This is a genomic window from Micromonospora sp. NBRC 107095 (genome assembly GCF_030269705.1).
Taxonomy (GTDB): domain Bacteria; phylum Actinomycetota; class Actinomycetes; order Mycobacteriales; family Micromonosporaceae; genus Micromonospora; species Micromonospora parva.
In genome coordinates this window covers 2,430,591-2,457,023 of sequence record NZ_BSTU01000001.1, presented here as the reverse complement: position 1 = coordinate 2,457,023, position 26,433 = coordinate 2,430,591, and the positions used below count along the sequence as shown (strand labels likewise).

20 protein-coding genes are annotated in these 26,433 nt (G+C 70.9%); 15 read left to right on the top strand and 5 right to left on the bottom strand.

The genetic code is table 11. The annotated features are described in order from the left end of the window. Positions 1 to 258 precede the first annotated feature (258 nt). From QSK15_RS11380 to QSK15_RS11365, 4 genes are all read left to right on the top strand, one after another. A complete protein-coding gene (locus QSK15_RS11380) occupies positions 259 to 1,443 on the top strand; it encodes a zinc-dependent alcohol dehydrogenase (RefSeq protein ID WP_285794130.1) in 1,185 nt (394 codons plus the stop codon). A gap of 72 nt (positions 1,444 to 1,515) precedes the next feature. Then, positions 1,516 to 2,445, top strand: coding sequence for an SDR family NAD(P)-dependent oxidoreductase (locus QSK15_RS11375; protein WP_285794129.1), 930 nt, complete (start codon positions 1,516 to 1,518; stop codon positions 2,443 to 2,445). Positions 2,446 to 2,546: 101 nt separating this feature from the next. Then, positions 2,547 to 3,551, top strand: coding sequence for a serine hydrolase (locus QSK15_RS11370; RefSeq protein WP_285794128.1), 1,005 nt, complete (start codon positions 2,547 to 2,549; stop codon positions 3,549 to 3,551). A 160-nt stretch (positions 3,552 to 3,711) separates the two neighbouring features. Continuing rightward, a complete protein-coding gene (locus QSK15_RS11365) occupies positions 3,712 to 4,806 on the top strand; it encodes an MBL fold metallo-hydrolase (protein ID WP_285794383.1) in 1,095 nt (364 codons plus the stop codon). A gap of 35 nt (positions 4,807 to 4,841) precedes the next feature. On the opposite strand, the gene QSK15_RS11360 is transcribed toward QSK15_RS11365, so the two are convergent. Continuing rightward, entirely contained in the window at positions 4,842 to 6,353 is a 1,512-nt protein-coding gene (locus QSK15_RS11360; RefSeq protein WP_285794127.1) for a deoxyguanosinetriphosphate triphosphohydrolase family protein, read from the bottom strand. 141 nt (positions 6,354 to 6,494) lie between these two features. Here QSK15_RS11360 and QSK15_RS11355 point away from each other — a divergent pair, with 141 nt between their 5' ends. Together QSK15_RS11355 and QSK15_RS11350 are read left to right on the top strand one after the other, a co-directional pair. After that, complete coding sequence (locus tag QSK15_RS11355; RefSeq protein WP_285794126.1) at positions 6,495 to 8,996, top strand: Tex family protein; 2,502 nt, start codon at positions 6,495 to 6,497, stop codon at positions 8,994 to 8,996. Positions 8,997 to 9,535: 539 nt separating this feature from the next. Then, entirely contained in the window at positions 9,536 to 10,420 is an 885-nt protein-coding gene (locus QSK15_RS11350) for an aminoglycoside phosphotransferase family protein (protein WP_285794382.1), read from the top strand. Positions 10,421 to 10,507: 87 nt separating this feature from the next. On the opposite strand, the gene QSK15_RS11345 is transcribed toward QSK15_RS11350, so the two are convergent. After that, the gene (locus tag QSK15_RS11345) at positions 10,508 to 11,455 is read right to left on the bottom strand and encodes a DUF389 domain-containing protein (RefSeq protein ID WP_285794125.1); all 948 of its coding nucleotides are present in this window, start codon (positions 11,453 to 11,455) and stop codon (positions 10,508 to 10,510) included. 614 nt (positions 11,456 to 12,069) lie between these two features. Between QSK15_RS11345 and QSK15_RS11340 the strand changes: the two genes are divergently transcribed. From QSK15_RS11340 to QSK15_RS11320, 5 genes are all read left to right on the top strand, one after another. After that, positions 12,070 to 12,537: a hypothetical protein gene (locus QSK15_RS11340; protein ID WP_285794124.1), complete on the top strand. Its 468-nt coding sequence runs from the start codon at positions 12,070 to 12,072 to the stop codon at positions 12,535 to 12,537. A gap of 293 nt (positions 12,538 to 12,830) precedes the next feature. Further along, positions 12,831 to 13,868 (top strand): MraY family glycosyltransferase, encoded by a 1,038-nt coding sequence (locus QSK15_RS11335; RefSeq protein WP_285794123.1) that lies wholly within the window; start codon positions 12,831 to 12,833, stop codon positions 13,866 to 13,868. Positions 13,869 to 13,893: 25 nt separating this feature from the next. Continuing rightward, positions 13,894 to 14,937: an NAD-dependent epimerase/dehydratase family protein gene (locus QSK15_RS11330; RefSeq protein WP_502889541.1), complete on the top strand. Its 1,044-nt coding sequence runs from the start codon at positions 13,894 to 13,896 to the stop codon at positions 14,935 to 14,937. Positions 14,938 to 15,037: 100 nt separating this feature from the next. After that, positions 15,038 to 16,288: a glycosyltransferase family 4 protein gene (locus tag QSK15_RS11325; protein WP_285794121.1), complete on the top strand. Its 1,251-nt coding sequence runs from the start codon at positions 15,038 to 15,040 to the stop codon at positions 16,286 to 16,288. 251 nt (positions 16,289 to 16,539) lie between these two features. Next, positions 16,540 to 18,414 (top strand): nucleoside-diphosphate sugar epimerase/dehydratase, encoded by a 1,875-nt coding sequence (locus QSK15_RS11320; protein WP_285794120.1) that lies wholly within the window; start codon positions 16,540 to 16,542, stop codon positions 18,412 to 18,414. A gap of 203 nt (positions 18,415 to 18,617) precedes the next feature. Here the strand turns inward: QSK15_RS11320 and wecB (QSK15_RS11315) are convergent, their stop codons facing one another. Genes wecB (QSK15_RS11315) through QSK15_RS11305 form a run of 3 tightly spaced genes read right to left on the bottom strand, consistent with a single transcriptional unit; the run spans position 18,618 to position 21,912 of the window. Beyond that, positions 18,618 to 19,742 carry a non-hydrolyzing UDP-N-acetylglucosamine 2-epimerase gene (gene wecB, locus QSK15_RS11315; RefSeq protein WP_210857618.1) on the bottom strand — a complete coding sequence of 375 codons (1,125 nt, stop codon included), beginning with the start codon at positions 19,740 to 19,742 and terminating at the stop codon, positions 18,618 to 18,620. Continuing rightward, entirely contained in the window at positions 19,739 to 20,878 is a 1,140-nt protein-coding gene (locus QSK15_RS11310; protein WP_210857617.1) for a polysaccharide biosynthesis C-terminal domain-containing protein, read from the bottom strand. Before QSK15_RS11310 ends, wecB (QSK15_RS11315) begins: the two co-directional genes overlap by 4 nt. After that, the gene (locus QSK15_RS11305) at positions 20,872 to 21,912 is read right to left on the bottom strand and encodes an SDR family NAD(P)-dependent oxidoreductase (protein ID WP_285794119.1); all 1,041 of its coding nucleotides are present in this window, start codon (positions 21,910 to 21,912) and stop codon (positions 20,872 to 20,874) included. Before QSK15_RS11305 ends, QSK15_RS11310 begins: the two co-directional genes overlap by 7 nt. A 306-nt stretch (positions 21,913 to 22,218) precedes the next feature. Here QSK15_RS11305 and QSK15_RS11300 point away from each other — a divergent pair, with 306 nt between their 5' ends. The 4 genes from QSK15_RS11300 (at position 22,219) to gmd (ending at position 26,336) form a co-directional block, all read left to right on the top strand. Then, on the top strand, positions 22,219 to 23,409 hold the full coding sequence (locus tag QSK15_RS11300; RefSeq protein ID WP_285794118.1) for a glycosyltransferase: 1,191 nt from the start codon (positions 22,219 to 22,221) through the stop codon (positions 23,407 to 23,409). 25 nt (positions 23,410 to 23,434) lie between these two features. Continuing rightward, complete coding sequence (gene wecB / locus QSK15_RS11295) at positions 23,435 to 24,508, top strand: non-hydrolyzing UDP-N-acetylglucosamine 2-epimerase (protein ID WP_285794117.1); 1,074 nt, start codon at positions 23,435 to 23,437, stop codon at positions 24,506 to 24,508. Positions 24,509 to 24,624: 116 nt separating this feature from the next. Next, positions 24,625 to 25,335 (top strand): acetyltransferase, encoded by a 711-nt coding sequence (locus tag QSK15_RS11290; protein WP_285794116.1) that lies wholly within the window; start codon positions 24,625 to 24,627, stop codon positions 25,333 to 25,335. Then, positions 25,323 to 26,336, top strand: a complete 1,014-nt coding sequence (gmd, locus tag QSK15_RS11285; RefSeq protein WP_285794115.1) for a GDP-mannose 4,6-dehydratase — start codon at positions 25,323 to 25,325, stop codon at positions 26,334 to 26,336. The genes QSK15_RS11290 and gmd overlap by 13 nt, the downstream gene beginning before the upstream one ends. Positions 26,337 to 26,433: the final 97 nt, after the last annotated feature.

Sequence of the window (26,433 nt, the reverse complement as noted above, 5' to 3'; positions counted from 1 at the left end):
GGGTCCAGCCCCGTACCGAACGCCCGACCGCCGTACCCCACGCTCTTTCCGGGGTACGGCGGTCGGGCGTTCGGGGATCCACTCGGGTTTCAGGAAATCGGCCGGATACCGCACGCCGGATACCGCGATGTCAAGAAACCCGAGTGGATCAACCACCGCCAGAGCCGGCGAGACGCAATCGAGGCAGAACGCGGCCGGTTCAAGTGCCCGAGCCCGGGTAGCAGTCCTCTCAGATGGCCGTGAGAGGGGACGAGGGACATGAAGGCACTCACCTGGCAGGGCAAGCGGGACGTACGGGTCGAGGAAGTCCCGGACCCCCGGATCGAGGAGCCGACCGACGCGATCGTGAAGATCACCTCGACCGCGATCTGCGGTTCCGACCTGCACCTGTACGAGGTGCTCGGGCCGTACCTGAAGCCCGGTGACATCCTGGGCCACGAGCCGATGGGCATCGTCGAGGAGGTCGGGCCGGAGGTGACCGGACTCAAGCCCGGCGACCGGGTGGTGGTGCCGTTCAACATCGCCTGCGGCAGTTGCTGGATGTGTTCGCGCCAGCTCTACGCCCAGTGTGAGACCACCCAGGTCACCAGCGAGGGCAAGGGCGCGTCCCTGTTCGGCTACACCTCGCTCTACGGTTCGGTGCCGGGCGGGCAGGCCGAGTACCTGCGCGTCCCGCAGGCCCACTTCGGGCCGATCAAGATCCCGCAGACCGGTGCCGACGAACGGTACCTCTACCTGTCCGACATCCTGCCCACCGCCTGGCAGGCGGTGAAGTACGCGGACACCCCGCCGGGTGGCACCCTGGCCGTCTTCGGGTTGGGTCCGGTCGGGCAGTTCTGCGCCCGGATCGGCCGTCACCTCGGCGCGGGCCGGGTGATCGGGCTGGACCTGGTGCCCGAGCGGCTGGAACTGGCCCGCCGGCACGGCATCGAGGTGCTCGACGTCAGCGAGCTGTCCGACGTGCCGGGCGCGCTGATCGACCTGGTCGACGGCCGCGGCCCGGACGCGGTGATCGACGCGGTGGGCATGGAGGCGCACGGTTCGCCGATGGGCAAGCTCGCCCAGACGGCCGCCGGGCTGCTGCCGGACAAGGTGGCCCAGACGATGACCGACCGGGCGGGGGTGGACCGGCTCTCCGTCCTGCACGCCGCGCTCAAGGCGGTACGCCGCGGCGGGACCGTGTCGATCTCCGGGGTGTACGGCGGTGAGGCGGACCCGATGCCGCTGATGGAGATGTTCGACCGGGGTGTCCAGCTCCGCATGGGGCAGTGTCACGTGCGCCGGTGGACCGACGAGATCCTGCCGCTGCTCGCCGGCGACGACGACCCGCTGGGCGTGGAGGACCTGCGTACCCACCGGTTGCCGCTGGACCAGGCGCCGCAGGCGTACGAGATGTTCCAGAAGAAGGAGGACGGCTGCATCAAGGTCGTCCTCGCACCATGAGTGCGAGGAGTGAGCCGGGGCTGCGAGCCCCGCAGTCACGAATCCCGCTGGCACCATGAGTGCGAGGGTGCCGTGAGCCGGGTGGTCGTGATCGTTGGCGCGAGCAGCGGGATCGGCCGGGCGACGGCCCGGGCGTTCGCCGAGCGCGGCGACCGCCTGGTCCTCGCCGCCCGCGCCACCACGACCCTGGCCGAGGTACGCGCGGAGTGCGCCCAGGTCGACGTACTGACCGTGCCGACCGACGTGACCGAGCCGGACGCGCTGGACGCGCTCGCGGGCGCGGCGGTCGAGCGTTTCGGCCGCATCGACGTGTGGGTGCACACGGCGGCGGTGATGGCCTACGGGCGCTTCGACGAGCTGCCGGAACAGGTCTTCGACCAGGTGGTGCGGACCGACCTGCTCGGCGCGGCGGCGTCGGTGCGGGTGGCGCTGCGGCACTTCCGGGTCGCCAGGGCCGGCACGGTGATCCTCACCGGGTCGGTTCTCGGGCACGTCACCGCGCCGTACATGAGCGCGTACGTGGCGAGCAAGTGGGGGTTGCAGGGTCTGGTCCGAGCGGTGCAGCAGGAGTTGCGTGACACCCCGGCGATCCGGCTGTGCCTGGTCAACCCGGGCAGCGTGGACACTCCCGTGTACCAGCAGGCGGCCAACTACCTGGGCCGGGTCGGGCGGGCGCCCGCGCCGATCGCCCGCCCGCAGCGGGTGGCCCGGGCCATCGTGGACTGTGTGGACCGGCCCCGCCGGGAGGTGTCGGTGGGCCGCCTCAACGTGGTGCTGCGCGCCGGCTTCACCGTACTGCCGGGGGTTTACGACGTGTTGGTCGGACCGTTGATGCGGGCGGCGGGGCTCAGCGGACGGCCGGTCGCCGCGCACGACGGCTCGGTCTTCGCGCCGAACCCGGCCGGTGAGGCGGTCAGCGGTGGTCACCTTCCCGACCTGCGGCAACTCGTGTTCGGACCGGTTGGCGCGGTGGGTGCCGCGCTGCGCCGGAGGCTCGGCTGAACCATTCAGGACGATCCGGGGGCGTCGTGTATCGATCAACTCGCATAGGGTGGTGGGCCAGCAAGCGCTCTGGCGCACCACGATCGGGGAGACGATTCATCATGCGACTGAACCGCAGAACGGCGCTCGGCCTAGGCACGGTGGCCACCGCCGGCACGGTGCTGGGTGCCGCCGCCCCGGCGAGCGCCGCCGAGGCCACCGAGACGTCGCCGACCACCCCCGCTCGGGCCGCTCGTCGGGTCGCCGCCGTCTTCACCAGGCACAGCACCGAGGCCGGTGGCAACTGGCAGGCGTACGTCAGCGTCGCCGACCCGGCCGGTGCGCCGGTGGTCGCGGTGCAGGCCGACCCGGACCGGCGGATCGAGGCGTACAGCGTCAACAAGATCGCGGTCGCCACGGCGGTGCTCGACAAGGTCGACCGGGGGCTGCTCACCCTGGACCAGCAGGTCGAGGTGAGCGCGGCGATCGTCGTACCGGGCGGTGACGGCATCTTCAGCCTCGACGGCGCGTACCCGAGCCAGGTGACCATCGGGCACGTGCTGGCCAACCTGCTGACCGTCTCGGACGACACGGCGGTGCGGCTGTGCGGCCTGGTCGCTCCGGCCGCCGAGATCAACTCCATCCTGGTCGCCAAGGGCTTCCCGAACACCCAGGTCGAGCCGGTGGCCAACCCGAACCGGTTCTTCCTCGGCACCAGCACCCCGCGCGAGACGCACGACCTGCTGCGCGCCCTGGTCGCCGGCACGCTGCTCTCCCCCGCCTCGACCACGTACCTGTTGGGGCTGCTGCGGTCCCCGGTGGCGTTCACCGACGGCATCCGGCGCACGATGTCCTCCGACGAGCGGGCCCGGATCGCCACCAAGGCCGGCTGGTTCGCCGACGCCCGGCACGAGGCCGGGGTGATCTTCGACCGTTCCGGTGCGGCGGTGCTCACCTACGCGCTCTTCGCCGACGGGCAGGCCAACCCGGAGGACTTCGGCGCGACCCACCCGGCGGTGCAGGCCCGGGCCGCCATGGGCCCCAGGTTCCTGGCCGCGGTGGACCGGATCGCGGGCGTGGGCACCACGTTCCGGATCACCGCCCGACGGCCCAGCAACGGCGGCTGACGCCATCCCGGGTCGGTCGCCGAGGTGGGCGACCGACCCGGCGTGGCGACCGCCGGGGCACGGGTCGGTCCGGGTGACTACCGTGTAGGGCGGACACGTCGGAGGGACGGCAATGGCACGAGCGCGAAGCACGGACATCGAACGGTCGCTCGGGCGGCGGATGCGGGGCGCGGCCGGGCTGGCCGCGCTGGCCGGCCTGGCCTGGGTCGCCCGGGACGTGCCGGCGGCGCTCGGCGGCCGGCTCAGCGGGGCCCGCGCCGAACGGGCGGCCCGCTCGCCCCAGTTCCGCGACGGCACCTTCCACAACCAGGCCGGCACCCGCACGATGGTCGCCGAGCCGGGCCGCAACCTGGTCCGCGAGCTGATCTTCGGTAAGCAGAAGCGGCGCCCGACCACACCGGTGCCGCTGCTACGGCCCGACACGACGGACGGCGCCGACGCAGCCGACGAGCTGAACATCGTCTGGTACGGACACGCCTCGACGCTGATCGAGATCGAGGGCCGGCGGGTGCTGCTCGACCCGGTGTGGAGCGAGCGGTGCTCCCCGTCGGGTCTGGTCGGCCCGCGCCGGCTGCACGAGCCACCGATCGGCATCGACGAGCTGCCCCCGCTGGACGCCATCCTGATCTCCCACGATCACTACGACCACCTCGACATGGCCACCGTGCGGGCGCTGCTCGCCGGGCAGTCCGCGCCGTTCCTGGTGCCGCTCGGCGTGGGCGCGCATCTGGACCGCTGGGGCGTACCGGCCGAGCGGATCATCGAGCTGGACTGGTCCGAGTCGCACCAGGTCGCCGGCCTGGAGATCACCGCCACCGCCGCCCAGCACTTCTCCGGCCGTGGGCTGCGCCGCGACGGAACCCTCTGGAGTTCCTGGGTGGTGGCCGGGGCCCGCCGCAAGGTCTTCTACACCGGCGACTCCGGTTACTTCGCCGGGTACGCGCAGATCGGCGCCGAGCACGGGCCGTTCGACGTGACGCTGATGCAGATCGGCGCGTACGACCGGGCGTGGCCGACGATCCACATGTTCCCGGAGGAGGCGGTCGACGCCCATCTGGACCTGCGCGGCGGGCTTTTCGTGCCGGTGCACTGGGCGACGTTCAACCTGGCTCTGCACGACTGGTCCGAGCCGGTCGACCGGTTGTGGGCCGAGGCGAAGGCCCGCGACGTGCGACTCGCCGTGCCCCGCCCCGGCGAACGGGTGGTGGTCGACGAACCGCCCGCCGTCGACGGCTGGTGGCAGGCCATCGCCTGACGTCAGGCAAAGCAAGCATCGCCTGAGGTGGCCCGTCAGAGCACGAACGCGTCGGTCCAGAGCGCGCCGGACCGGCCGGAGAGCGCGTCCAGCATCGCCACCGCCTGACCGTCGGTGAGCTGCGCGACGAAATCGACGATGGCCCTGCCCCGGGCCCGACCGATCCGGTCCGGGGTACGCGGGTGCAACTCCGCCTCGGCCAACTCGACCAGGTCGTGCAACCGGCGGGGCAGCCGGGATTCCTCCGCCGGGTCGAGCAGCCACTCCCAGAGCGCCTCGACCAGGGTGCCCAGCAGCCGGGCCTGACCGCGCTGGTGCAGGGCGAGGTCCGGGCGGGCCAGCACGAACCGGTGGTGCACGAACTTGAGCACCTGCACCTCGTGCCACTGCGCGCAGCCGAGCAGCACGTACCCGGAGCGCACCGACGGCTGATCGGTGACGGTGATCGCCTCGACGAAGCGGGTGGACCAGCGGGCGGAGAAGCGCGCCACGTACTGCTCGGCCTCGATCGAGCCGTCGAACGGCATCGCGAGCAACCCGTCGACCAGCTCCTCGCGGACGTGCTCGACGGCGGCGGCGAACGCCTCGTCGTCGGCGATCCAGGCGTCCTTGCGGTGCAACTGTCGACGCAGCCGCTCGATCGCCGCCCCGGGTCGCCGGGCCGCCGTGGCCAGCGCCGCGTCGGTGATCGCCCGGAAGTGCCCGCTCTCGCGCTGCCAGGCCATCAACTCGGCGGAGACCGACCCCTGCTGGAGCACACCGACCCGGTAGAAGTCCTCCACGTCGTGGATGGCGTACGCGATGTCGTCGGCGGTGTCCATCACGGACGCCTCCACGGTCTGCTGCCAGTCCGGGATGCGGCCGGCGAACGGCTCCCGGGCCTGCCGCAGGTCGTCCAGCTCGGTGCGGTACGCGCCGAACTTCGACGAGCCGCTCTCCGGATCGTCCGGCGGCGGGGTGGCGCCGCGCGGCGGCGGGTCCAGCAGGCGCGGATGAGGGTCCGGGTAGTCGAGCCGGGTCCACGGGTACTTCAGCATCGCCGCGCGGACGGCGGCGGTCAGGTCCAGCCCGGTGGTGGCCGCGCCCCGGATCTCGGTGCTGGTGACGATCCGGTACGACTGCGCGTTGCCCTCGAAACCGTCGGAGAGGCCGAGGCGCTGACGGGCCAGCCGGTCCAGCACCCGCTCCCCCAGGTGCCCGAACGGTGGGTGGCCGAGGTCGTGGGCGAGCGCCGCCGCCTCCACCACGTCGGGGTCGAGGCCGCCGAGCTTGTCCAGCAGGTCACGCCACCGCTGGTCGGCCGTCAGCCGCTCGGCGATGGCCCGCGCCACCTGGGCGACCTTGAGGCTGTGGGTGAGCCGGTTGTGCACCAGCAGCCCGGAGCCGACCGGGCTGATCACCTGGGTGACACCGCCGAGGCGGGCGAAGAACGGCGAGCCGACGATCCGGTCCCGGTCGGCGCGGAACGGGTTGGCCGCGAGGTCGCCGAGGGCCCGGGCGCTGCCGCCGAAGAGTCGCCGGGCGCGCGGCTCCGCAGCAGATTCCATGATCGCCACGCTAGCGCAGGCCCGCCGGGACCGCCGCCGGTCACCCCGGCCGGGTGCGGCGACAGCTGTCGGGGCCGCCCGGCAGAATGCAGGCGGTACCCGCTCTCTGAGAGCGGATCGAGTCGAAGGCGGATCGAGATCGTGACCCAGTCTGTTCATCAGCGGATCGCCGACGAGCTCGGCGTGGCCGAGCGTCAGGTGCGGGCGGCCGTGGAGCTGCTCGACGGCGGCGCCACAGTGCCGTTCATCGCGCGCTACCGCAAGGAGGCCACCGGCCTGCTCGACGACACCCAGCTGCGCACCCTGGAGGAGCGGCTGCGCTACCTGCGCGAGCTGGACGAGCGGCGGGCCGCGGTGCTGGAGTCGATCCGCGGCCAGGGCAAGTTGGACGAGGCCCTGGAAGCGCAGATCATGGCCGCCGACTCGAAGTCCCGGCTGGAGGACATCTACCTGCCGTACAAGCCGAAGCGGCGGACCCGGGCGCAGATCGCCCGCGAGGCCGGCCTCGCCCCGCTGGCCGAGACGCTGCTGGCCGACCCGACCCAGGACCCGAAGGCCACCGCCGCCGGGTTCGTCGACGCGGAGAAGGGCGTCGCCGACGCCGCCGCCGCGCTGGAGGGCGCGCGGGCCATCCTCATCGAGACCTTCGCCGAGGACGCCGACCTGATCGGCACGCTGCGCGAGCAGATGTGGTCGCGGGGCCGGCTGGTTTCCCGGGTACGCGACGGTCAGGAGACCGCCGGCGCCAAGTTCGCCGACTACTTCGACTTTTCCGAGCCGTACCCGAAGCTGCCCTCGCACCGGATCCTGGCGATGTTCCGGGGCGAGAAGGAGGGCGTGCTCGACCTGACCATGGAGCCCGAGGAGGCCGGTGAGGCGGACGCCGTGCCGACCGGCCCGACCCGGTACGAGGCGGCCATCGCCGGCCGGTTCGGAGTGTCCGACGCGGGCCGCCCGGCCGACCGCTGGCTGACCGACACGGTCCGCTGGGCGTGGCGTACCCGGATCCTCATCCACCTCGGCGCGGACCTGCGGATGCGGCTGTGGCAGGCCGCCGAGGAGGAGGCGGTGCGGGTCTTCGCCACCAACCTGCGGGATCTGCTGCTCGCCGCGCCGGCCGGCACCCGGCCCACCATGGGCCTGGATCCGGGCCTGCGGACCGGTGTGAAGGTGGCGGTGGTGGACGCCACCGGCAAGGTGGTCGCCACCGACACCATCTACCCGCACGAGCCGCGCCGGCAGTGGGACGCGTCCGTGGAGACCCTGGCCCGGCTGGCCGGGGCGCACGGGGTGGAGCTGATCGCGATCGGCAACGGCACCGCCTCCCGCGAGACGGACAAGCTCGCCGCTGACCTGATCGCCCGGCACCCGCAGCTCAACCTGACCAAGGTGATGGTCTCCGAGGCCGGCGCGTCGGTCTACTCCGCCTCCGCGTACGCCGCGCAGGAGCTGCCCGGGATGGACGTGTCGCTGCGCGGCGCGGTCTCCATCGCCCGCCGCCTCCAGGACCCGCTCGCCGAGCTGGTCAAGATCGACCCGCGGTCGATCGGCGTCGGCCAGTACCAGCACGACCTGTCCGAGGTGAAGCTGTCCCGGTCGCTGGACGCGGTGGTGGAGGACTGCGTCAACGCGGTCGGCGTGGACGTCAACACCGCGTCCGCGCCGCTGCTGACCCGGGTCTCCGGGATCGGCGCCGGCCTGGCCGAGAACATCGTGTTGCACCGGGACGCCAACGGGCCGTTCCGCTCGCGTACCGAGTTGAAGAAGGTGGCCCGGCTCGGCCCGAAGGCGTTCGAGCAGTGCGCCGGCTTCCTGCGCATCCCCGGTGGCGACGACCCACTGGACTCGTCCAGCGTGCACCCCGAGGCGTACCCGGTGGTACGCCGGATTCTGGCCAGCACCGGTCAGGATCTGCGCGCGGTGATCGGTAAGAGCACGATCCTGCGCGGGCTGCGGGCCACCGACTTCGTCGACGACCGGTTCGGCCTCCCCACCGTCACCGACATCCTCGCCGAGCTGGAGAAGCCGGGCCGGGATCCCCGCCCGGAGTTCCGCACCGCCACCTTCGTCGAGGGGGTGGAGAAGATCAGCGACCTGACGCCCGGCATGGTGCTGGAAGGCGTGGTCACCAACGTGGCCGCGTTCGGCGCGTTCGTCGACGTCGGGGTGCACCAGGATGGTCTGGTGCACGTGTCGGCGATGTCCCGGACCTTCGTGAAGGACCCCCGCGAGGTGGTGAAGTCCGGCGACGTGGTCAAGGTCCGGGTGCTCGACGTGGACGTACCCCGCAAGCGCATCTCGCTGACCCTGCGCCTCGACGACGAACCCGCCGCCGGTGGTGGTGGCGGTGGCGCGCAGGCCGGGCAGGAGGGACGCGGCCCCACGCAGCGCGGCCCGCAGAGCGGCCGAGGCGGGCAGGCCGGGCGCGGCGGTCAGTCCGAGCGCGGCGGTCAGTCCGAGCGCGGCGGGCGCGGCGGTCAGGGCGGCGGGCAGTCCGGGCGCGGCGGGCAGGGCGGCGGGCGCGGCGGGCAGGGCGGCGGGCGCGGCGGGCAGGGCGGCGGGCGCGGCGGGCAGCAGCGGCAGAGCGCAGCCCCGACGAACGACGCCATGGCCGAGGCCCTGCGCCGCGCCGGACTGGCCTGACCGGTTCACCCGCCGCCGGCCACCCGCTCCCCAGGTGGCGGGCGGCCGGTGATCGGGCGGCTCGGTGGCGGACGGCTCGCGGTGGTGGACGGCTCGCGACGGCCCGGCGGCTCGATGGCCGCTGCGCCCTCGGGCCGGCTCACAACCCGTGCCGAGGCGGCGACCCGTCGGATGGCCACCCGCGCCGGACGACGAACCGCGCTCGGGCGACGAACCGTGCTCGGGCGACGAACCGTGCTCGGGCGACGAACCGTGCTCGGGCGACGAACCGGGTGACGAACCGCGCCGGGCGACGACCTGGGACACGGGCGCTTTGGAGCTGAATCGTTTGTGGCATCGCGATCGTTTGTGGCACCGCGCGATGATGCCGCAAACGATTCAGCTCCAAAGGACGACAGGAACAACAGCCCGGCCAGCGCGGGCGCCACAGCACCGGCCGCACCGGCGGCCGGGCACCGGGCACCGGCGGTGTCGCGGCGGGCGGGGCGGAAACCGACTCGCGTTGCGGTGCGGGTCGGGGCGATGATCACGCGGTGAGGATGCACGCCGACCAGGTGGACGTGAGCGCGGAGGTGGTCGCCACGTTGGTGGCCGGGCAGTTTCCGCGCTGGCGGGGTCTGCCGGTGCGCCCACTCCCCTCGACCGGCACGGTGAACGCCCTGTTCCGTGTGGGCCCGGACGTCGTGCTGCGCTTTCCGCTGCGTCCCTTCGCCGACCCCGGGTTGCGAGATGAGTTGCTGCGGGAGCAGGAGTACGCCCGGCTGTTCGCCGCGCGCCTGCCGGTCGCGGTGCCCGAGCCGCTCGGCGTCGGTGAACCGGGCGAGGGGTATCCCGGGCCGTGGTCGGCGTACCGGTTCATCGCCGGTGGGACGGCCACGTCCGACCTGGTCGGCGCCTCGGACGCCTTCGCCCACGACCTGGCCGGCGTGGTGGTCGCCCTGCGCAGGATCGACACCGGCGGACGGTCCTGGTCCGGGACCGGTCGCGGCGGCCCACTTGCTGCCCAGGACGCCGGTGTGCGCGCCGCGCTCGCCGTCAGCGGCGCTCTCACCGACACCGTCGCCCTCGCCCGCATGTGGGACCGGTGCCGTGACGCGCGCCGGGACAACCCCGCCGACGGGTGGATCCACGGCGACCTGATGCCGGGCAACCTGCTGGTCCGCGACGGTCGGCTGGCCGCCGTCATCGACCTCGGCACGGCCGGTGTGGGCGACCCGGCGGTGGACCTGATGCCGGCGTGGAACCTGTTCGACTCCGGGTCGCGGGAGGCGTACCGGCGGGCGTTGGGCGTGGACGACCCGACCTGGGAGCGCGGGCGCGGGCGGGCGCTGGCACAGGCGATCAACGCGCTTCCGTACTACGTCGAGACGAACCCGGTGATGGCGGCGATCGCCCGGCGCACGCTGCGGGCCGTACTCGACTGAGTCCCGTCGCGTACCGTCGACGTCCGGCGCCGTTGGTCGTCGGTGCGGGTGGCCGCGACGAAGAGTCGATTCCGTTGCGGACGCCGCTCACCCGGTTGCTGGACGACGGGACCGACGAGCCAGACCCCACCACCAGACCTGCTGCACCACGAGGGTGAGCAGTCCGGCCAGGACGATCGCACACAGGTTGATCACCAGTTGGAGGGCCGAGCCGCCCGCTTCGTCCCATACTCCGTAGGCGGCGGCCACCGCCACGTTCGCGGCGGCCGGGACCGTGGTCACCGAGATCAGCACGCCGACCAGGCTGCCGGACTTCTTCGACGTCAACGAGAGCATCCCGGCCACGCCGGCGAGGAGACCGACCACCCAGGACAGCGCGTCCGGCCGCCAGATGAAGTCGGTGAGCGGACGTTCGGCGAGCAGCATCTCCCGACTGACCAGGCCGGCGGCGGTCAACGCCCAGGTGCTAAACACGGTGACCGCCATGGCCGCCATAAAACCGACAGTCAGGGCCAGCACCGAGCGGCCGATCACGTCCAACCGACGACGTAGCAACGCCACGCAGAGCGCGGCGAGCGGGCCGAACTCCGGACCGACCACCATCGCCCCGACGATGAGGATCGGCTGGTCCAACAGCACACCGATGCCGGCGATCATGGTGGCCACCACGATCAGTACGAGGTAGGTGCCGGACAGTTCGGTCTGCTCGCCGGTCTTCGCGGCGATCTCGTCCCAGACCACCGCGTCCGCCCCGCTGCCCGGTGCCCGCTCCGCCGCCCGGTCCGCCGCGGCGGAGACGGTCAACTCCACATCGTCGGCCGCGATGCCGCCGGTGTCGTCCACCCCCATCCGCTGCAACTCCTGCAACACCCGGTCGGCGCTCTCCCGGACGACGTCGAACTGGATGAGGTCGCCCGGGGGCTGCCGGGCGACGCCGGGCAGCACCACCAGGTGGGTCACGCCGGGCTCGGCGGCCAGCAGGTCGATCACGTTCGCCGACTGCTCCGGCGAAGCGATCACCCTCAGGTGCAGCACGCGTCCTCCTCCTCACCCGACCGGCCGGTCCCCTACCCGCCCGACCGGCCGGTCGAGACCCTACCGCCCGGCCGCCGGCCACACGGACCGCAGGAGGGCGTACGGCTGCTGAACCCGCAATGGCCTGGTCGACCGACCCTGCCCGGCAACGCGTGCCGGGCGCAACCTCCGCGGCGGGTTGCCGGGCAGGGCAGCCGCGCCGGGCAAAGGATCTCGTGCGGCATCCTGTGGAGCTGATGCGGCAACGAATCGCGCCGTATCCCGCGCCACCGCGTCGCTCCGAACCTGATTCGACGAGCGGGTCACGCCGTGATGTCACAAACGAGTCAGCTCGAAAGGACTCGCCAAGCACTCCCAGACCGGGCGGACGTAGGTGGCGCAGGGGAGGACGGGACCGTCCACAGCGACGGCTATGGACGACCTCGTGCAGCGCCCGCTCGACCCGCTCGGCACTGGCGGCGCGCGGAGAGCGAATGGCCCCAGGAGCGCGGCGGGCGGCTGGCCGCTGTCATCGACCTGGGTGCGGTCGGCGTGGGCGACCCCGCGGTGGACCTGATCGCCCGGCACACGCTGCGGGCCGTACTCGACTGAGCCGGTCGAGTACCGTCACCCTCGTGGGTGAGCGGGACGCCCGGGAGTGGCGGGATCAGCAGCGGCAGGCGGTGCGGGCGCACGCCGACGCGGACGCGCGGCGGCGGGCCGCCGAGCACGCGCAGGCGGCGGACCTGGTGGCCTGGTTCGTGGCTGAGGCCACCCGGCGAGGGCTGCCCACCACCCGGTTGACCGCCCGGGGGTACGACGGGCGTGGACACTACCGGACCAGGCTGACCGGCTGGTACGTCGACCGGGCCGAAACCCGGGCGGTGGACGTCGATGGCCGGTTCCACCTGTTGACCGTGCCGGGTGGTTGGCGGGCCTGGCTCTTCGGCGTCGACCCGGAGCCCAGCCCGGCGCCGTTGGTCGTCGGGGCGGGAGGCCGCGACGGCGAGTCGATCCCGTTGCGCACCCTGCTCACCCGGCTGCTCGACGACGGGACCGGCGAGCCGGGTTCGACTACCGGGCCGGCCGCCGCCCGACCGTGAGTCGGCCGGCCGGCTCGCCTCACATTCGGTAGCAGGCCACCGTCACCGCCACCTCCGCCGGGGGGTGACCAACGAGGTCAGCGCCCGCATCGGGCTGCCGGACGTCGTCGAGAACAGCGCGAGCAGTTTCAGCCGCGTGTTCCATACCGAATAGCGCGAACGGTCGTTTGTCCATAGTAGCGACCCCCTATGATTGATTCATCCTTGTTTGACCAGTTCAAACCAAAGGCCCAATTGGTGAATCTCGTACGCATTCAAGAGAGTCCTCACTGTATTTCGTCAGGAATCACGCCATGCTGAGCCTTCCGCTCGCTGGCGGAATCGCTCTTGCACTCGTCGTCGGCACGCTGCTGCAACCGCTCGTCCTTCGCCTGCTGAGAGCAGCAGCGGTTCTCGACATACCGTCGGAGCGGTCCTCGCACAGCACACCGATCCCGCGTGGCGGCGGTGTGGGAGTCGCCGCGGCGGCGGGGCTCGCGCTCCTGCTGAACGAACACGCCCGGTCCATCGCCGTACCGCTGCTCTTCTTCGCGGCGATCGGGCTCCTGGAAGACCTGCGGGGGGTCCCGATCCGCAGCCGGCTGCTCCTGCAGGTGCTCGCCGGCCTGGGCACGGCGGTGGTCCTGGTGCCCGGTGGGCAGGCGTGGTACGTCCACGCGCTCCTCGTCCTCGCCCTGGCGACCTGGGTGACCTCGTACGTGAACGCCTTCAACTTCATGGACGGCATCAACGGCATCTCGGCCGTGCACGCGATCCTCGGCGGGTTGGTGTACGCCGTGCTCGGAGTACTCACGGACCTTCCACTGCTGACCGCGGCCGGCAGTCTGATCGCCGCCGCCTCGCTGACATTCCTGCCCTGGAACGCCTGGGTCGCGAAGGTCTTTCTCGGAGATGTCGGGTCGTACGCCCTGGGCGGCGCGCTCAGCACGATCGCCGCCTACGCCATCGTGCGCGGCACGCCACCGGAGGCCGCCGTGGCACCACTCGCGTTGTATCTCGCCGACACGGGCTGGACGCTCCTGCGCCGCATCAGCAAGGGCGAAGCCTGGTACCGCCCCCACCGCAACCACGCCTATCAGCGGCTGACGGACGGCGGTTGGTCGCATCAGCGGGTCACCGCGACGACCGCCGTCGTCGGCGCGACAGTGGCCGGCTGCCTGGTCGCCGCGTCCTTCAGCGGACCAGTCACCCGGGTCGCACTGGACGCCACGGCCCTCGCCATCGTCGCCGCCTACCTCGCTGCCCCCGCCTGGCTCACCGCACAGCGGGCCCAGCCTTCGCCGGAAGGAAGAACGATCCATGCCAGAACTGTCAGCTCAACGAGCCGGTGACCCGGCCGGCCCCGGGAACCGGCCGGTGAAGAGGGTCGCGGTGCTGGGCAGCAGCGGCTTCGTCGGCCGGGCGGTTGTCGCCGAGCTGCGCAGCAGGGGGGCCGAGGTCCGACTCGTCTCCGCACCGCGCCTGTCGTGGCCACTCACCGAGTCACTCCGGAGCAATTCGGTGCCGGCGGATCTCCAGCGGGACGTCGTCGACGCCCTCGCCGCACAGCTCGACGGCGCTCACGTCGTGATCAACACGGCCGGGCTGCCGAACGGGTCCGCCCCGGACAGCGCGGAGCTGTACGGCGGAAACGCACTGCTGCCCACCCTCGTCGCCCGAGCCAGCGCCCTGGTCAACGCCGACCGGCTGGTCCACGTCAGCTCGGCGGCGGCGCAGGGAGCGATGGATCTCGACGAGACATCGCGGACGATGCCCTTCTCGCCGTACTCCCGCTCGAAGGCGGTCGGCGAACGCCTGCTGCAGCGCGAGGACTGCATCGACACGGTCATCTATCGGTCGACCTGGGTCCACGACGTAGATCGGCCGAACACCCGGGCGCTCGTCCGGCTCGCACAGTCGCGGATGAGCTGCGTCGCCGGGGACGGCACCGCGCCGACACCTCAGGTCCTCATCGACGACGTCGCCGCGGCGATCGCCCACCTCGGGCTCGTCGACGGCCTGGTGCCGCCCATCGTGCTCCAGCCCCACAACGGCATGACGACAGGGCTGCTGCTGCGCCTGCTCGGTGGCCGCGAGCCACTGCACCTCCCACCACTGATGGCGCGGTACGCGACGCGCTGCGTCACCGCGTACGGGCGGACGGGTCTGCACGCCAATGCGCACGCCCGTCGGGTGGAGATGCTCCTGTTCGGCAAGCGGCAGACGCCGGGCTGGCTCACCGACCAGGGGTTGGCGCCCAGGCTGCGCCCCGAGGCGTGGGAGCGGTTGAGGACTGCCGGCGCGGAGTCGACAGCCGCCGCGACGCCGAACACCGACGCCGTGGCGCGGCCCCGAACAGGTGACCGACGACCGGTCGAGACGAGCGGAGCGGACGCGGACAACCGGTCCCTGACGACGTAGCTCCGCCCCCAACAGGAAGGCTCTCCATGGCTCTCGCCCCCGGGTCGGGCTCGACCGGCCTGATCGGTTCCTTTGCTGCTCCGGTTGCGGTGGCGGCGCGGTGAGAATCGGGATCATCACCCAGTGGTACGACCCGGAGGGTGGCTCCGCCGTCGTTCCGGGGATCATCAGCCGGTCGCTCGTCGCCCTCGGGCACGAGGTGCACGTGCTCACCGGCTTCCCGAACTATCCGTCCGGCCGGCTGTCTCCCGGCTACCGGCTGCGCCCCTACCGCTTCGAGATGATGAACGGCGTCTCGGTGCACCGGGTGCCGCTGGTGCCCAGCCACGACCGGTCGGCGCTCGGGCGGGCCGCGAACTATCTCAGCTTCGCGGCCTCCGCCGCGGCCCGGCTGGACCTGCTCCGCAAGGTCGACGTGTGGCTGGTCTACTCGTCGCCGGCGACGGTGACGCTGCCCGCGATGGTGGCCCGTTGGCTGCACGGACGCCCGTACGTGATTCTCATGGAGGATCTCTGGCCGGACACCCTGGCGGAGAGCGACTACGTGCGTCCCGGCCGTCGCACCGATCTGATCGTCCGGTGGCTCAACAGGTTCTGCGACGCGGCGCACCGGGGCGCGTCGTCGGTGGCGGTCATCGCCCCTGGCATGGCCGACATCCTGAGCAGCCGCGGCGTCCCCCGGGACAAACTCTCGGTCGTCTACAACTGGGTCGACGAACGCCTCTTCCGCCCGCGAACACCTGATCCCCGGTTGGCGGCGGCCCTCGGGCTGGAGGGCTTCGTCGTCATGTACGCCGGGAGCATGGGAAACCTCCAAGGGCTCGATGTCGCCGTCGACGCCCTGGAGCATCTCGCCGACATCCCGGACCTGACACTCGTGTTCGCCGGCAGCGGTGTGGAGGAGCGCCGGCTGCGCGAATCGGCGGCACGGTACGCGCCCGGCCGGGTGGTGTTCCTCGGCCAGCAGCCGGTCGAGCGGATGGTCGAGCTGATGCCGCTCGGTGACGTCCAGTTGATCTCCCTGCGCGATCAGCCCCTCCTCCGGTCGATCATGCCCAGCAAGGTGCAGAGCACTCTGGCGTGCGGGCGTCCCATCGTGGCAGCTCTGGCGGGTGACGCGGCCCGGCTCGTCGACGAGTCCGGTGCCGGGTTCGTCGCCCCTCCCGGCGACCCCTACGCACTGGCCGACGCGATCCGTCGGATGTACGAGTTGGGCGCTGAGAAACGCGAGGAACTGGGCCGCGGCGGTCGGCAGTTCTACCTGGAACGGCTCTCCGAGCGGGTCGGCAGCGTCGCGCTCGCCATGCACCTGGAGAAGGCGGTCCGGGGCCGCTTCCCGGCCGCCGGCTGATCACGGTGCCGCTGGCGTTGTCGAGGAAGACAGCTCACCCGGTGGCACCCCGTGGCCAGGCCGAACGGCGGCGGTTGAGGCCGCTACAGCAGCCCGACGCACTGGGCGGCCAATAGGATAGCCGGATCTTCAGCTCAGATAACCCGAAACACGGCCAGAAGAGCTGCTTCGCCCTGTAACAAGGACAAAGAGCGCAAAGCTCCTTCTGCCGGGCGGCGGAAGAGTCGGAGATCGGGACAGGGAGCCAGTACATGCCCCAGGACACGGAGCACACGGAGCGGCCGGACCAGCGGACCCGACGGGCCAGAGCCCGCCGGCGCGCCATCGGATTTCTCGCGGCCGACACCGCCGCCTGGGTCGGCGGTCTGGTGGCCGCGGCCTGGACCCGGTTCGAGTTCCAGCTCCCTCCGGGCCAGCTCGGTCGGGCCGCGGCGGTCGGATTGGCCGCTGCGGTCCTGCACGTGGCGGTGGCGGCGTTGCGCCGGCTCTACTCCGGACGGCACCCGCTGGGCAGCCTCCAGGAGGTCCAGGGCGTCGCCGGCACCACCATCACCACGGCAGCCATCCTGCTGCTCGGGCTGCTGCCGTCCGGGGACCGGCCGGTTCCGGCGAGCACGCCGCTGGTCGGCGGCGCACTCGCGCTGCTGCTCATGCTCGGCAGCCGGTTCGTGTACCGGCACCGACACGACCTCGCCATGCGCCCGGATGTCAGGTCGTCGACGCCGGTGCTGCTGTTCGGGATGGGTGACGCGGGTCAGGGGCTGCTCCGCGCCATGCTCAGCGACCCGCGCGGCCGGTACCTGCCGGTCGGCGCGCTCGACGACGACGCCGACAAGCGTGACCTGCGCATCGGTGGGGTGCGGGTGCTGGGTGGACGGCACGACGTGGCCGCCTCGGTCCGCCGTACCGGCGCCGCCGCCGTCATCTTCTCGGTGGCCAACGCGGACGCCGCGCTGATCCGCCAGATCCGCGAGGCAACCCTCGAAGCCGGCGCGGTCTTCAAGGTGCTGCCCCCGGTCCGGGACCTGGTCGACCACCGGATCACCGTCACCGACGTCCGGGACGTGCAGGTCAGCGATCTGCTCGGCCGTCGGCAGGTGGTTGGCGACCTGCCGCTGAGCACCAACAGTCTGACCGGCCGACGGATCCTCGTCACCGGCGCCGGCGGGTCGATCGGCTCCGAGCTCTGCCGTCAGGTGATGAAGGCCAACCCGGGCGAGCTGATGATGCTGGACCGGGACGAGTCGGCCCTGCACGGCCTGCAGATGTCGCTCGCCGGACGGGCCATGCTGGACGGGCCCGAACTGATCCTCGCCGACCTGCGCGACGACGAGGGCATCCGGCGGATCATGCGGGAACGCCGCCCGGAGATCATCTTTCACGCGGCGGCGCTCAAACACCTGACCCTGCTGCAACGACACCCGGGCGAGGCGGTCAAGGCGAACGTCTGGGGCACCCTGTCGGTGCTGGACGCCTGCCAGGACGTGGCGAAGTTCGTCAACATCTCCACCGACAAGGCAGCCAACCCGATCAGCGTCCTCGGCTACTCGAAGCGCATCACCGAACAGTTGACCGCGCACGCCGCATCCCGGTTCCCGGGCACGTTCCTCAGCGTTCGCTTCGGCAACGTGCTGAGCAGCCGCGGCTCGGTGGTGACGGCCTTCCAGCGGCAGATCGAGGCCGGGAAGCCGCTGACCGTCACCCACCCGGACGTCACCCGCTATCTGATGACCATTCAGGAGGCGGTCCACCTGGTGCTCCAAGCCGCCGAGATCGGCCGAGACGGCGAAGCGCTGGTGCTCGACATGGGCGAACCGGTCCGGATCGTCGACCTGGCGCGTCAGATGGCCGAGCAGGCCGCCAGCTCCGTGCCCATCGTCTACACCGGGCTGCGGCCGGGCGAGAAGCTGCACGAGGACCTGCTCGGCGTCGGTGAGGTCGACACCCGACCGTTCCACCCCCTGGTGTCCCACGTGGCCGTGCCGCCGCTCGACCCGATGGAGGTGAGCGGGCTCGACCCGTACGACGACCCGGCGAAGATCGTCGAGCAGCTCGCGCTGCTCTGCGCCCAGCCGGTCGCTCCGGCGGTGAAGGGCCCGCGGGGCGTACCCCTGCAGTCGCACTGATCTGATCGACCCCGTCGCCACGGCGGGGCTGAACGGGGTGACGCCACGCGGGCGTCACCCCGTTCCGTTCGCCCACGGGGGCGTCCCGCCGTCACGGCGCACCAGCGCGCGGCCCAGGGCCGGGAGTCCGGCCAGGTCCAGGCGCACAGCGACCAGGGCCGGCGATCACGCGTTCGTGATCGCCGGCCCTGGTGCCGAGTTGGTCAGCGACGGATGCCCGCCCAGTCGTGGTGCCGGCGCACTGTGGAGAGGATGAAGTCCACCACCCGCCGGGAGGTGTCGGGCACCTGGTAATCGGCCGGGCAGGGCACCCCCTCGGCGGCGACCTGCGCCACCGTCACCTCGACCGCCTCGACCACGCCCAGCGGGTCGAGGCCGGTCATGATGATGCCGCCCGCGTCGAGGGCCTCGGGGCGTTCGATCGACTCGCGCAACGTCACCGCGGGGAAGCCGAGGATGGCGGCCTCCTCGCTGATCGTCCCGCTGTCGGACAGGGTGCAGAACGCCTTCGTCTGCAGGTGCACGTAGTCCAGCAGGCCGAACGGGTCGTGGAAGGCGATGCCGTCCAGTGCGCTGGCATCCGGGGCCAGCGCCTCCAGCCGCTTACGGGTGCGCGGGTGGGTGGAGACCAGCACGGGGAAGCCCCACCGGTCGCGAACCGCGACCAGGCAGTCCAGCAACCGCTGGAGCCGCTCGGGGCGGTCCACGTTCTCCTCCCGGTGCGCGCTCACCAGGAAGTACCGGCCCTGGTCGAGTTCCAGTTGACGCAGGATGGTCGAGCTGGCGATCGGAGTCCGGTAGTGCTCCAGCACCTCCCGCATGGGTGAGCCGGTGTGCAGGATGCGGCGTGGGTGCAGGCCCTCGGCGAGCAGGTTACGCCGGGCGTGTTCGGTGTAGACGAGGTTGAAGTCGGCCACGTGGTCGACCAGGCGGCGGTTGGTCTCCTCCGGCACGTTCAGGTCGAAGCACCGGTTGCCGGCCTCCATGTGATAGACCGGCACCCGCATCCGGCGGGCCATCAGCGCGGCGATGCAACTGTTGGTGTCACCGAGCACCAGCAGGGCGTCGGGTCGCTCCTCGGCGATCGCGGTCTCCATGCCGACGAGCACCCCGCCGAGGACCCGCCCCAGCGACGAGGTGTCAACCCGGAGAAAGCGGTCCGGCTCCCGCAGCCGCAGCTCCTTGAAGAACACGTCCGACAGGGTGCTGTCCCAGTTCTGCCCGGTGTGCACCAGCGTGTGCTCCACCGTGTCGTCGAGTCGCGCGAGCACCCGGGAGAGCCTGATGATCTCCGGCCGGGTGCCGACGACAGTCATGATCCGGGTCATGCCCGCCCTCTCTCTGCTGCCGCCAGGGGCGCCGGCCGGGCCGCCTCCACCGGCTCCGCCCAGGTGTCCGGCCGGTCCGGGTCGAAAAGCTCGTTGGTCCAGAACATCGTCACCAGTTCGTCAACACCGGTGTTCACCAGCTTGTGCACCCACATCGTGGGCATGTCGACGAGGGTTGGCTCGGCACCGCTCACCGGGAACCGCAGCACCTCGTGGTCGCCGACCCGGCGCAGGCTGATCTCGGCCGAGCCGCGCAGCACCACGAACCGCTCCACCTTCGCCAGGTGGAAGTGTTCTCCCCGGGTGATCCCGGGCCGGGTGGTGGAGCAGAACGACTGCCCCGCCCCGCCGTGCGCCTTGACCGTCTCGACCAGTTCGCCGCGGGCGTCCGCTCGCCGGGGCAACGCCATCGGGTAGTGCGCCGGGAAGCAGTGCGACCGGTAGGTGTTGAACAGCCGCACGTCGTGCCGGTTCAGCAGGGACGGGATCTCCCCGGTCCGGTACGTCGCGGCCATCCCGGCGAGCCGGTCCGCCAAGGCTTGGACGCCGACACGCAGCGCCGGCATGGCCGGATCCCACGACCCCCCGCGGGACAGCCCGATGAGCCGGGCGGCGGCATCGGTGACGTGCACCAGGCTCAGTTCACGGTCGGCGTGCACCTCAGGCCGCCCACCCTCGGCGAGCAGCCGGCAGAAGGTCGCCACCGCCGAGTTGTAGTGCGGTCGCCCGTGCTCGCCGTACAGGTTCGGCAGCAACACGTCGTCGAGGTCGACGCCGGTGTCCGCCAGCACCCGCGCCGCCTCGGCCTTGGCGTCGCCGTACGGTGTGCCGTTGCCGGCCTGCACCGAATTGGCGTAGACCACCCGCGCCGGCGGGTTCGCGCAGTGCTTGAGCCCGTCGGCGAGTTGGGTGGCGAGCTGCATGTTGCCGGCGGCGACCTCGGCGGCGTCGCCCCGGTTGACGCCGGCCAGGTGCAGCAGGCGGTCGTGGCCGGCGATCTTCGCCGCGATCACTCCCGGGTCGGCCAGGTCGACACGGCTGAGCACTGTCGGCTCCGGCCACCCCAGCGCGCGCAGCAGCACCCGGACGTGCCAGCCGAGAAAACCTCCGCCGCCGGTGACGGCGAGCTTCAGCACGCCAACACCGGGTCTCGCAGCGCCAGCTCCGCGCGCACCTCGGGCAGCGTCTTCAGCAATTCGACAAGCTCGGGTACGCCGAGCTGCGGCGCGTTCGACGAGTTGAAGTCCTCGGTCAGCCCGGCACCGAACTCGCCCTCGGAGACGTAGAGCGCGTAGTTGAGATCGCGACCGTCCAGCGGCACCCGGAGAAAATCCCCGAAGTCCTCGGCCTGGGCGAGTTCCTCCCGACTGGCCAGCGTCTCGGCCTGCTTCTCGCCGTGCCGAATGCCGATCACATCGAGCTTGGCGGGTACGTCGAAGAGCTGACACACCGCCTCGGCCAGGTCGCCGACGGTGCACGCCGCGGCCTTGCGGATGAAGATGTCACCCGGCCGCGCGTGCTGGAACGCGTGCTCGACCAGCTCGACGGAGTCCGCCAACGACATCACGAACCGGGTCATTCCCGGATCGGTCACGGTGGGCGCCCGGCCCGCCTTGATCTGCTCGATGAAGAGCGGAATCACCGACCCACGCGAGTACATGACATTGCCGTACCGCACGCAGGAGACGGTGGTGGCACTGTTCGGGTTGTTCCGGGCGTGCGCCTGGACGACCTTCTCCATCATCGCCTTGCTCATGCCCATCGCGTTCACCGGGTAGACGGCCTTGTCGGTGCTGAGCACCACCACCGACCCGACGCCGTTGCGCTCGGCGGCCTCGACGACGTTGCTGCTGCCCAGCACGTTCGTCCGTACTGCCTCGAGGGGGAAGAACTCGCACGACGGCACCTGCTTGAGGGCGGCGGCGTGGAAGATGTAGTCGATGCCTCGGCTGGCCTTGAGCACCGAATCGTAGTCGCGGATGTCCCCGACGTAGTAGCGGACCCGCTCGTCGCCGAGCAGCCGACGCATCGCGTCCTGCTTGGCCTCGTCCCGGCTGAGCACCCGAACCTCGCCGACGCCGCGGGCGAGGAGCCGGCGAACCATGGTCTGGCCGAAGGAGCCGGTGCCGCCGGTGATAAGCACGCGGTGTCCGGTGGTCGATGAAGTCACTGAAGCTCCGTTCGTCGCTGCGGCGGTAACGGCCAGGCCACACGAGCTCGGGCCAACCTGCCACCACTCGGGCAACGAGCCAGCGCGCATCGAGGAACGGGAAATCCGGTCAAATTGCCAGTCCGAGTGGATACCTGGCGTCATACGCTCGCCCGGAGTCCGGATGCCATGGGTACCCGAGACATTACGATGCGTGACCTGGATGGTGGTGTCTCGTTGAGCCCCTGGCAGTCGCTTGACGAGCCGAGCGCGCCGGCGCCAACGGCGTCGAACTGCCGCAACCCCCTGACAGGATCAGAAATCACGATGACAACACCCACCCGAACCACCGTGCTGCTGTGCGACCTGGTGCCATACCGCCACTCCACCAGGACCCGGAAGATCGCGGCCACCGTCGCGCCCGGCAGGCCGGGCGAGGTTCGCGCGGTCACCCTGGCCCGGGTGGGCCGACTGGGCATGAGCGACACTCCGGGCCGCTCCTGCATCGACGGCGTCGACGTGGAGAATCTGCCGGTTCGAGAGATCGACGACCGGCGAAACGTCGCCGCCTCCGTCCGGAACCTACTACTCAGGTATCTACCAGCGATCTGGCAGCTGCGTCGACGGGTCCTCGCCACCCCGGCCCGGACGATCTTCGTCGGCCAGATCGCCCTGTTCTGGCTCGGCATCGCTCACCGCCGCCGCTGGGGCAGCGAAGTGATCATCAGCAGCCGCGAAATGCCAGGCGGCGTACGCACCAAAGGCTCGCTGGCCACCTGGTTCTCCCGGGTCGAACCATGGATGCTCCGCCGCGCCGCGCGTCGACACAACTTCACCGTAGTGGCGGTCTGCGACAGTCACGCCGATCGGTTTCGCGAGCTCGGCGTCAAGGACGTGCTTGTGGTCCGGAACGTGCCGCTAGCCTCTTTCGCGCCGCGCTACACATCGCCGCCGTCGGGCCCCGATCTGCGCCTCGCCTGCGTCGGCAGCCTCTACCCCGGGCGGGGCATCGAGGTGCTAATCGATGCCGTGGTCGCCGCCCGGGCGGCCGGCGCGCCGGTGCGACTCACCATCACCGGACCGGCAGGCAAGGAGTACCGGCAGTTGCTACGCGATCGGATCGACGCCGCAGAGGCTGGTGATTACATTGCCCTGGAAGAGGCCTGCGCCACCGGCGAGGTGCCTACCTGCTACCAGCGCTCGCACATCGGTACCGCGCTGTACGAGGCCGTCGATGCGGCCAACGACTCGCTCTCGAACAAGATCTTCGAGGGTGTGGTAGCCGGCCGGCCGGTAATCGCCGGGAACCTCGCCGAGAACCGCGCGCTGGTCAAGCGCCACCGGCTGGGCTGGACCATTCCCGTGGAAGTCGCCCCAATCCGGGACCTGCTGATCCGGTTGGCCGCCGACATCCCGGCCGTCCAGGCCCATGCCGAGCACTGCCACGAAGTCGGTCGGACGGAGTTTGTCTGGGAGATCGAGACACTGCCGCTGCAGAAGCGTCTGATCGGCGCCTGACGGCACCAACACCGAGGAGATCTGCATGTCCGTTCAGGTCCTGCACGTCACCGGCGCGCGGCCGAACTTCCCGAAGGCCGCACCGGTCGTCCACGCCCTGCGGGAGCACGGCGTCGACCAGCGGTTGGTGCACACCGGCCAGCACTACGACGAGCAGATGTCCGACGTCTTCTTCCGACAGCTCGGCTTGCCAGAGCCGGACGTCAATCTTGGTGTGGGCTCGGGCAGTCACGCCGTCCAGACCGGAACCATCATGACCGGCCTTGAGCGCCTTCTGTCGAAGGAGGAGCCCCGGCTCGTCGTGGTCTACGGAGACGTCAACTCCACTCTGGCGGCGGCACTCGTCGCCGCCAAGCTACAAATTCCCCTCGCGCATGTCGAGGCCGGCCTACGCAGCTTCAACCGGGCCATGCCGGAGGAGATCAACCGCCTGGTGACCGACCGACTGGCGGAGATACTCTTCGCCACCAGCCCGGACGCGGTGGCGCACCTCGCGAACGAGGGTGTGGCCGCCGACCGGATTCACTTCGTCGGCAACCCGATGATCGACACCCTAATGGTCAACCTCGACCGGTTAGACGCGGCCCGAATCCGCGCGGCACTGCGGCTGCCTGAGCGCTACCTCGTCACGACGCTGCACCGTCCGAGCAATGTGGACGATGCTGGTGATGCCGCTGAACTCACGAAGGCAGTACATGCCTCGGCCGACCTGTTGCCGGTCGTCATGCCGGTGCACCCTCGGGGACGGGCCAGCCTCGCGGCGTCAGGCATGTTCGACCACCCCCGGGTGCGGGTGGTGGATCCGATGGGCTACGTGGAGTTCCTCAGCCTGGTGCGGGGCGCAGCCGCGGTAATCACGGACTCCGGTGGCGTCCAGGAGGAGACCACTGTGCTCGGCATCCCGTGCCTGACCCTGCGGCCAGACACGGAACGACCCGTAACCATCACCTATGGCACGAACCAACTGGTAGACCGGGCCGGCTTGGCGGTATCGGTGCGGGCGGCACTCGACCGGCCGCAGCGAGCTCCACGTACCCCCCCGCTGTGGGACGGACGGGCTGGCGAGCGGATCGCCGACGTAATCGCTGACTTCCTTTGAAGGCTCCGCTCAGCTATTCCTCCATCTTTGGGGCATTTATAAATGAAAGTTCGTTAAGCGCAGATTGCAACCTGTATAAGGAAGACATGGGGACCAGGAACGACAGCCTTCCCGCGATGCCCGCTGGTGGTGAACGCAGCGTCGATCTCGTCGTGCTCGGCTCGTCAGGCCACGCCCGGGAGGTGATCTCGATCGCCGAGTGTCTCGGCGCATATCGGGTGTTGGGGTGCGTGGGTCCCCGGCCCGCTGAGATCCGTCCCCTGCCAGCGCCGTGGCTTGGCGACGACGACTGGCTGACACAGGCGCCGGCCGCCGTCCAATACGTCATCGGGGTCGGCTCCGGCCGCATCCGGGCACGGCTGGACCGCAGCGCGGGCCGACTTGGCCGGCCCACGACGTCGCTAGTGCACCCGGCGGCGGTGGTAGGCCCCCGGACTTCGCTCGACGACGGATGTGTGTTGTGGCCGGGCGCGATCCTCACCACAGACGTCGCGCTCGGCCGGCATGTCCACATCGGCACAAAGGCCAGCGTGGGGCACGACTCGACGCTCGGAGACTTCGTCACGCTGCTCCCGGGCTCCACCGTGGCCGGCTCCACCAGCATCGGAGCCGGCGTGACCATCGGAGCGGGCGCGACAGTCATCGACGGCATCTCCATCGGGACCGGGGCCCTGGTCGGCGCCGGCGCGGTCGTAATCCGCGACGTACCCGCCGACAGCGTCGTTGTCGGCGTTCCGGCCCGACTCCTGCGTTCGAGCGAGAACCAGGACGACACACCGGAATCGAGTCACATTCCAGTCATGAGAGGCACAGCATGGGACGCGTAGCACTGATCACCGGGATCACCGGCCAAGATGGCAGCTACCTGTCGGAGCTCCTGCTCAACAAGGGCTACACGGTTCACGGAATCAAGCGGCGGTCGTCCAGCTTCAACACCGAACGCATCGATGGACTGGACCTTCATCCCCGACATCCGGACGCGCGCTTGTTCCTGCACTACAGCGATCTCGCCGACCCCGGCTCGCTGACCTCGCTGCTGCGCGACATCCAACCCGACGAGGTTTATAACCTGGGGGCTCAGAGCCACGTGCGAGTCTCCTTCGACATTCCCGGCTACACGGCGGACGTCACTGGTGTCGGGGCGATCCGGATGCTTGAGGCAGCCCGAGTGGCCGACGTGAACTGCCGCTTCTACCAGGCGTCGTCTTCAGAGATGTTCGGGTCAACCCCGCCGCCGCAACACGAGGACACCCCGTTCCACCCGCGCAGCCCGTACGCCTGCGCCAAGGTCTACGCCTACTGGTCGGCGGTAAACTACCGAGAGTCGTACGGGATGTATTGCGCCAACGGCATCCTGTTCAACCACGAGAGCCCTCGACGCGGCGAGAACTTCGTCACCCGCAAGATCACTCGCGCAGTGGCCCGGATCGAGGCGGGTATTCAGGACAAGCTCTACCTCGGCAACCTGGACGCCATCCGAGACTGGGGCTACGCACCTGAGTACGTCGAGGCGATGTGGCTGGCCCTGCAGCAGGACAAGCCCAACGACTACGTTGTTGCTACCGGTGAGGGCCACACTGTGCGTGAGTTCGTCGCAACCGCCTTTGGCCACGTGGGCCTGGATTGGCAGAAGTACGTGGTGACCGACCCGATCTACTTCCGTCCTGCGGAGGTTGACGCTCTCATCGGCGACTACCGCAAGGCGCGACAGAGCCTCGGTTGGGCGCCAAAGACCCTCTTCACGGACCTCGTGCGCGTCATGGTGGACGCGGACCGGCAACTGCTCGAGGACGAGCGGATGGGCCGGCTCGTCCGGGTGGATCGATGAGGGTCCGGGTCGAGGCCACCCCCATTCGGCCAGGCCACTCGGCGGGCGTCGCGACGTTCACGGCCGGGCTGCTTAACGGCCTCGCCGAAGGTACCGA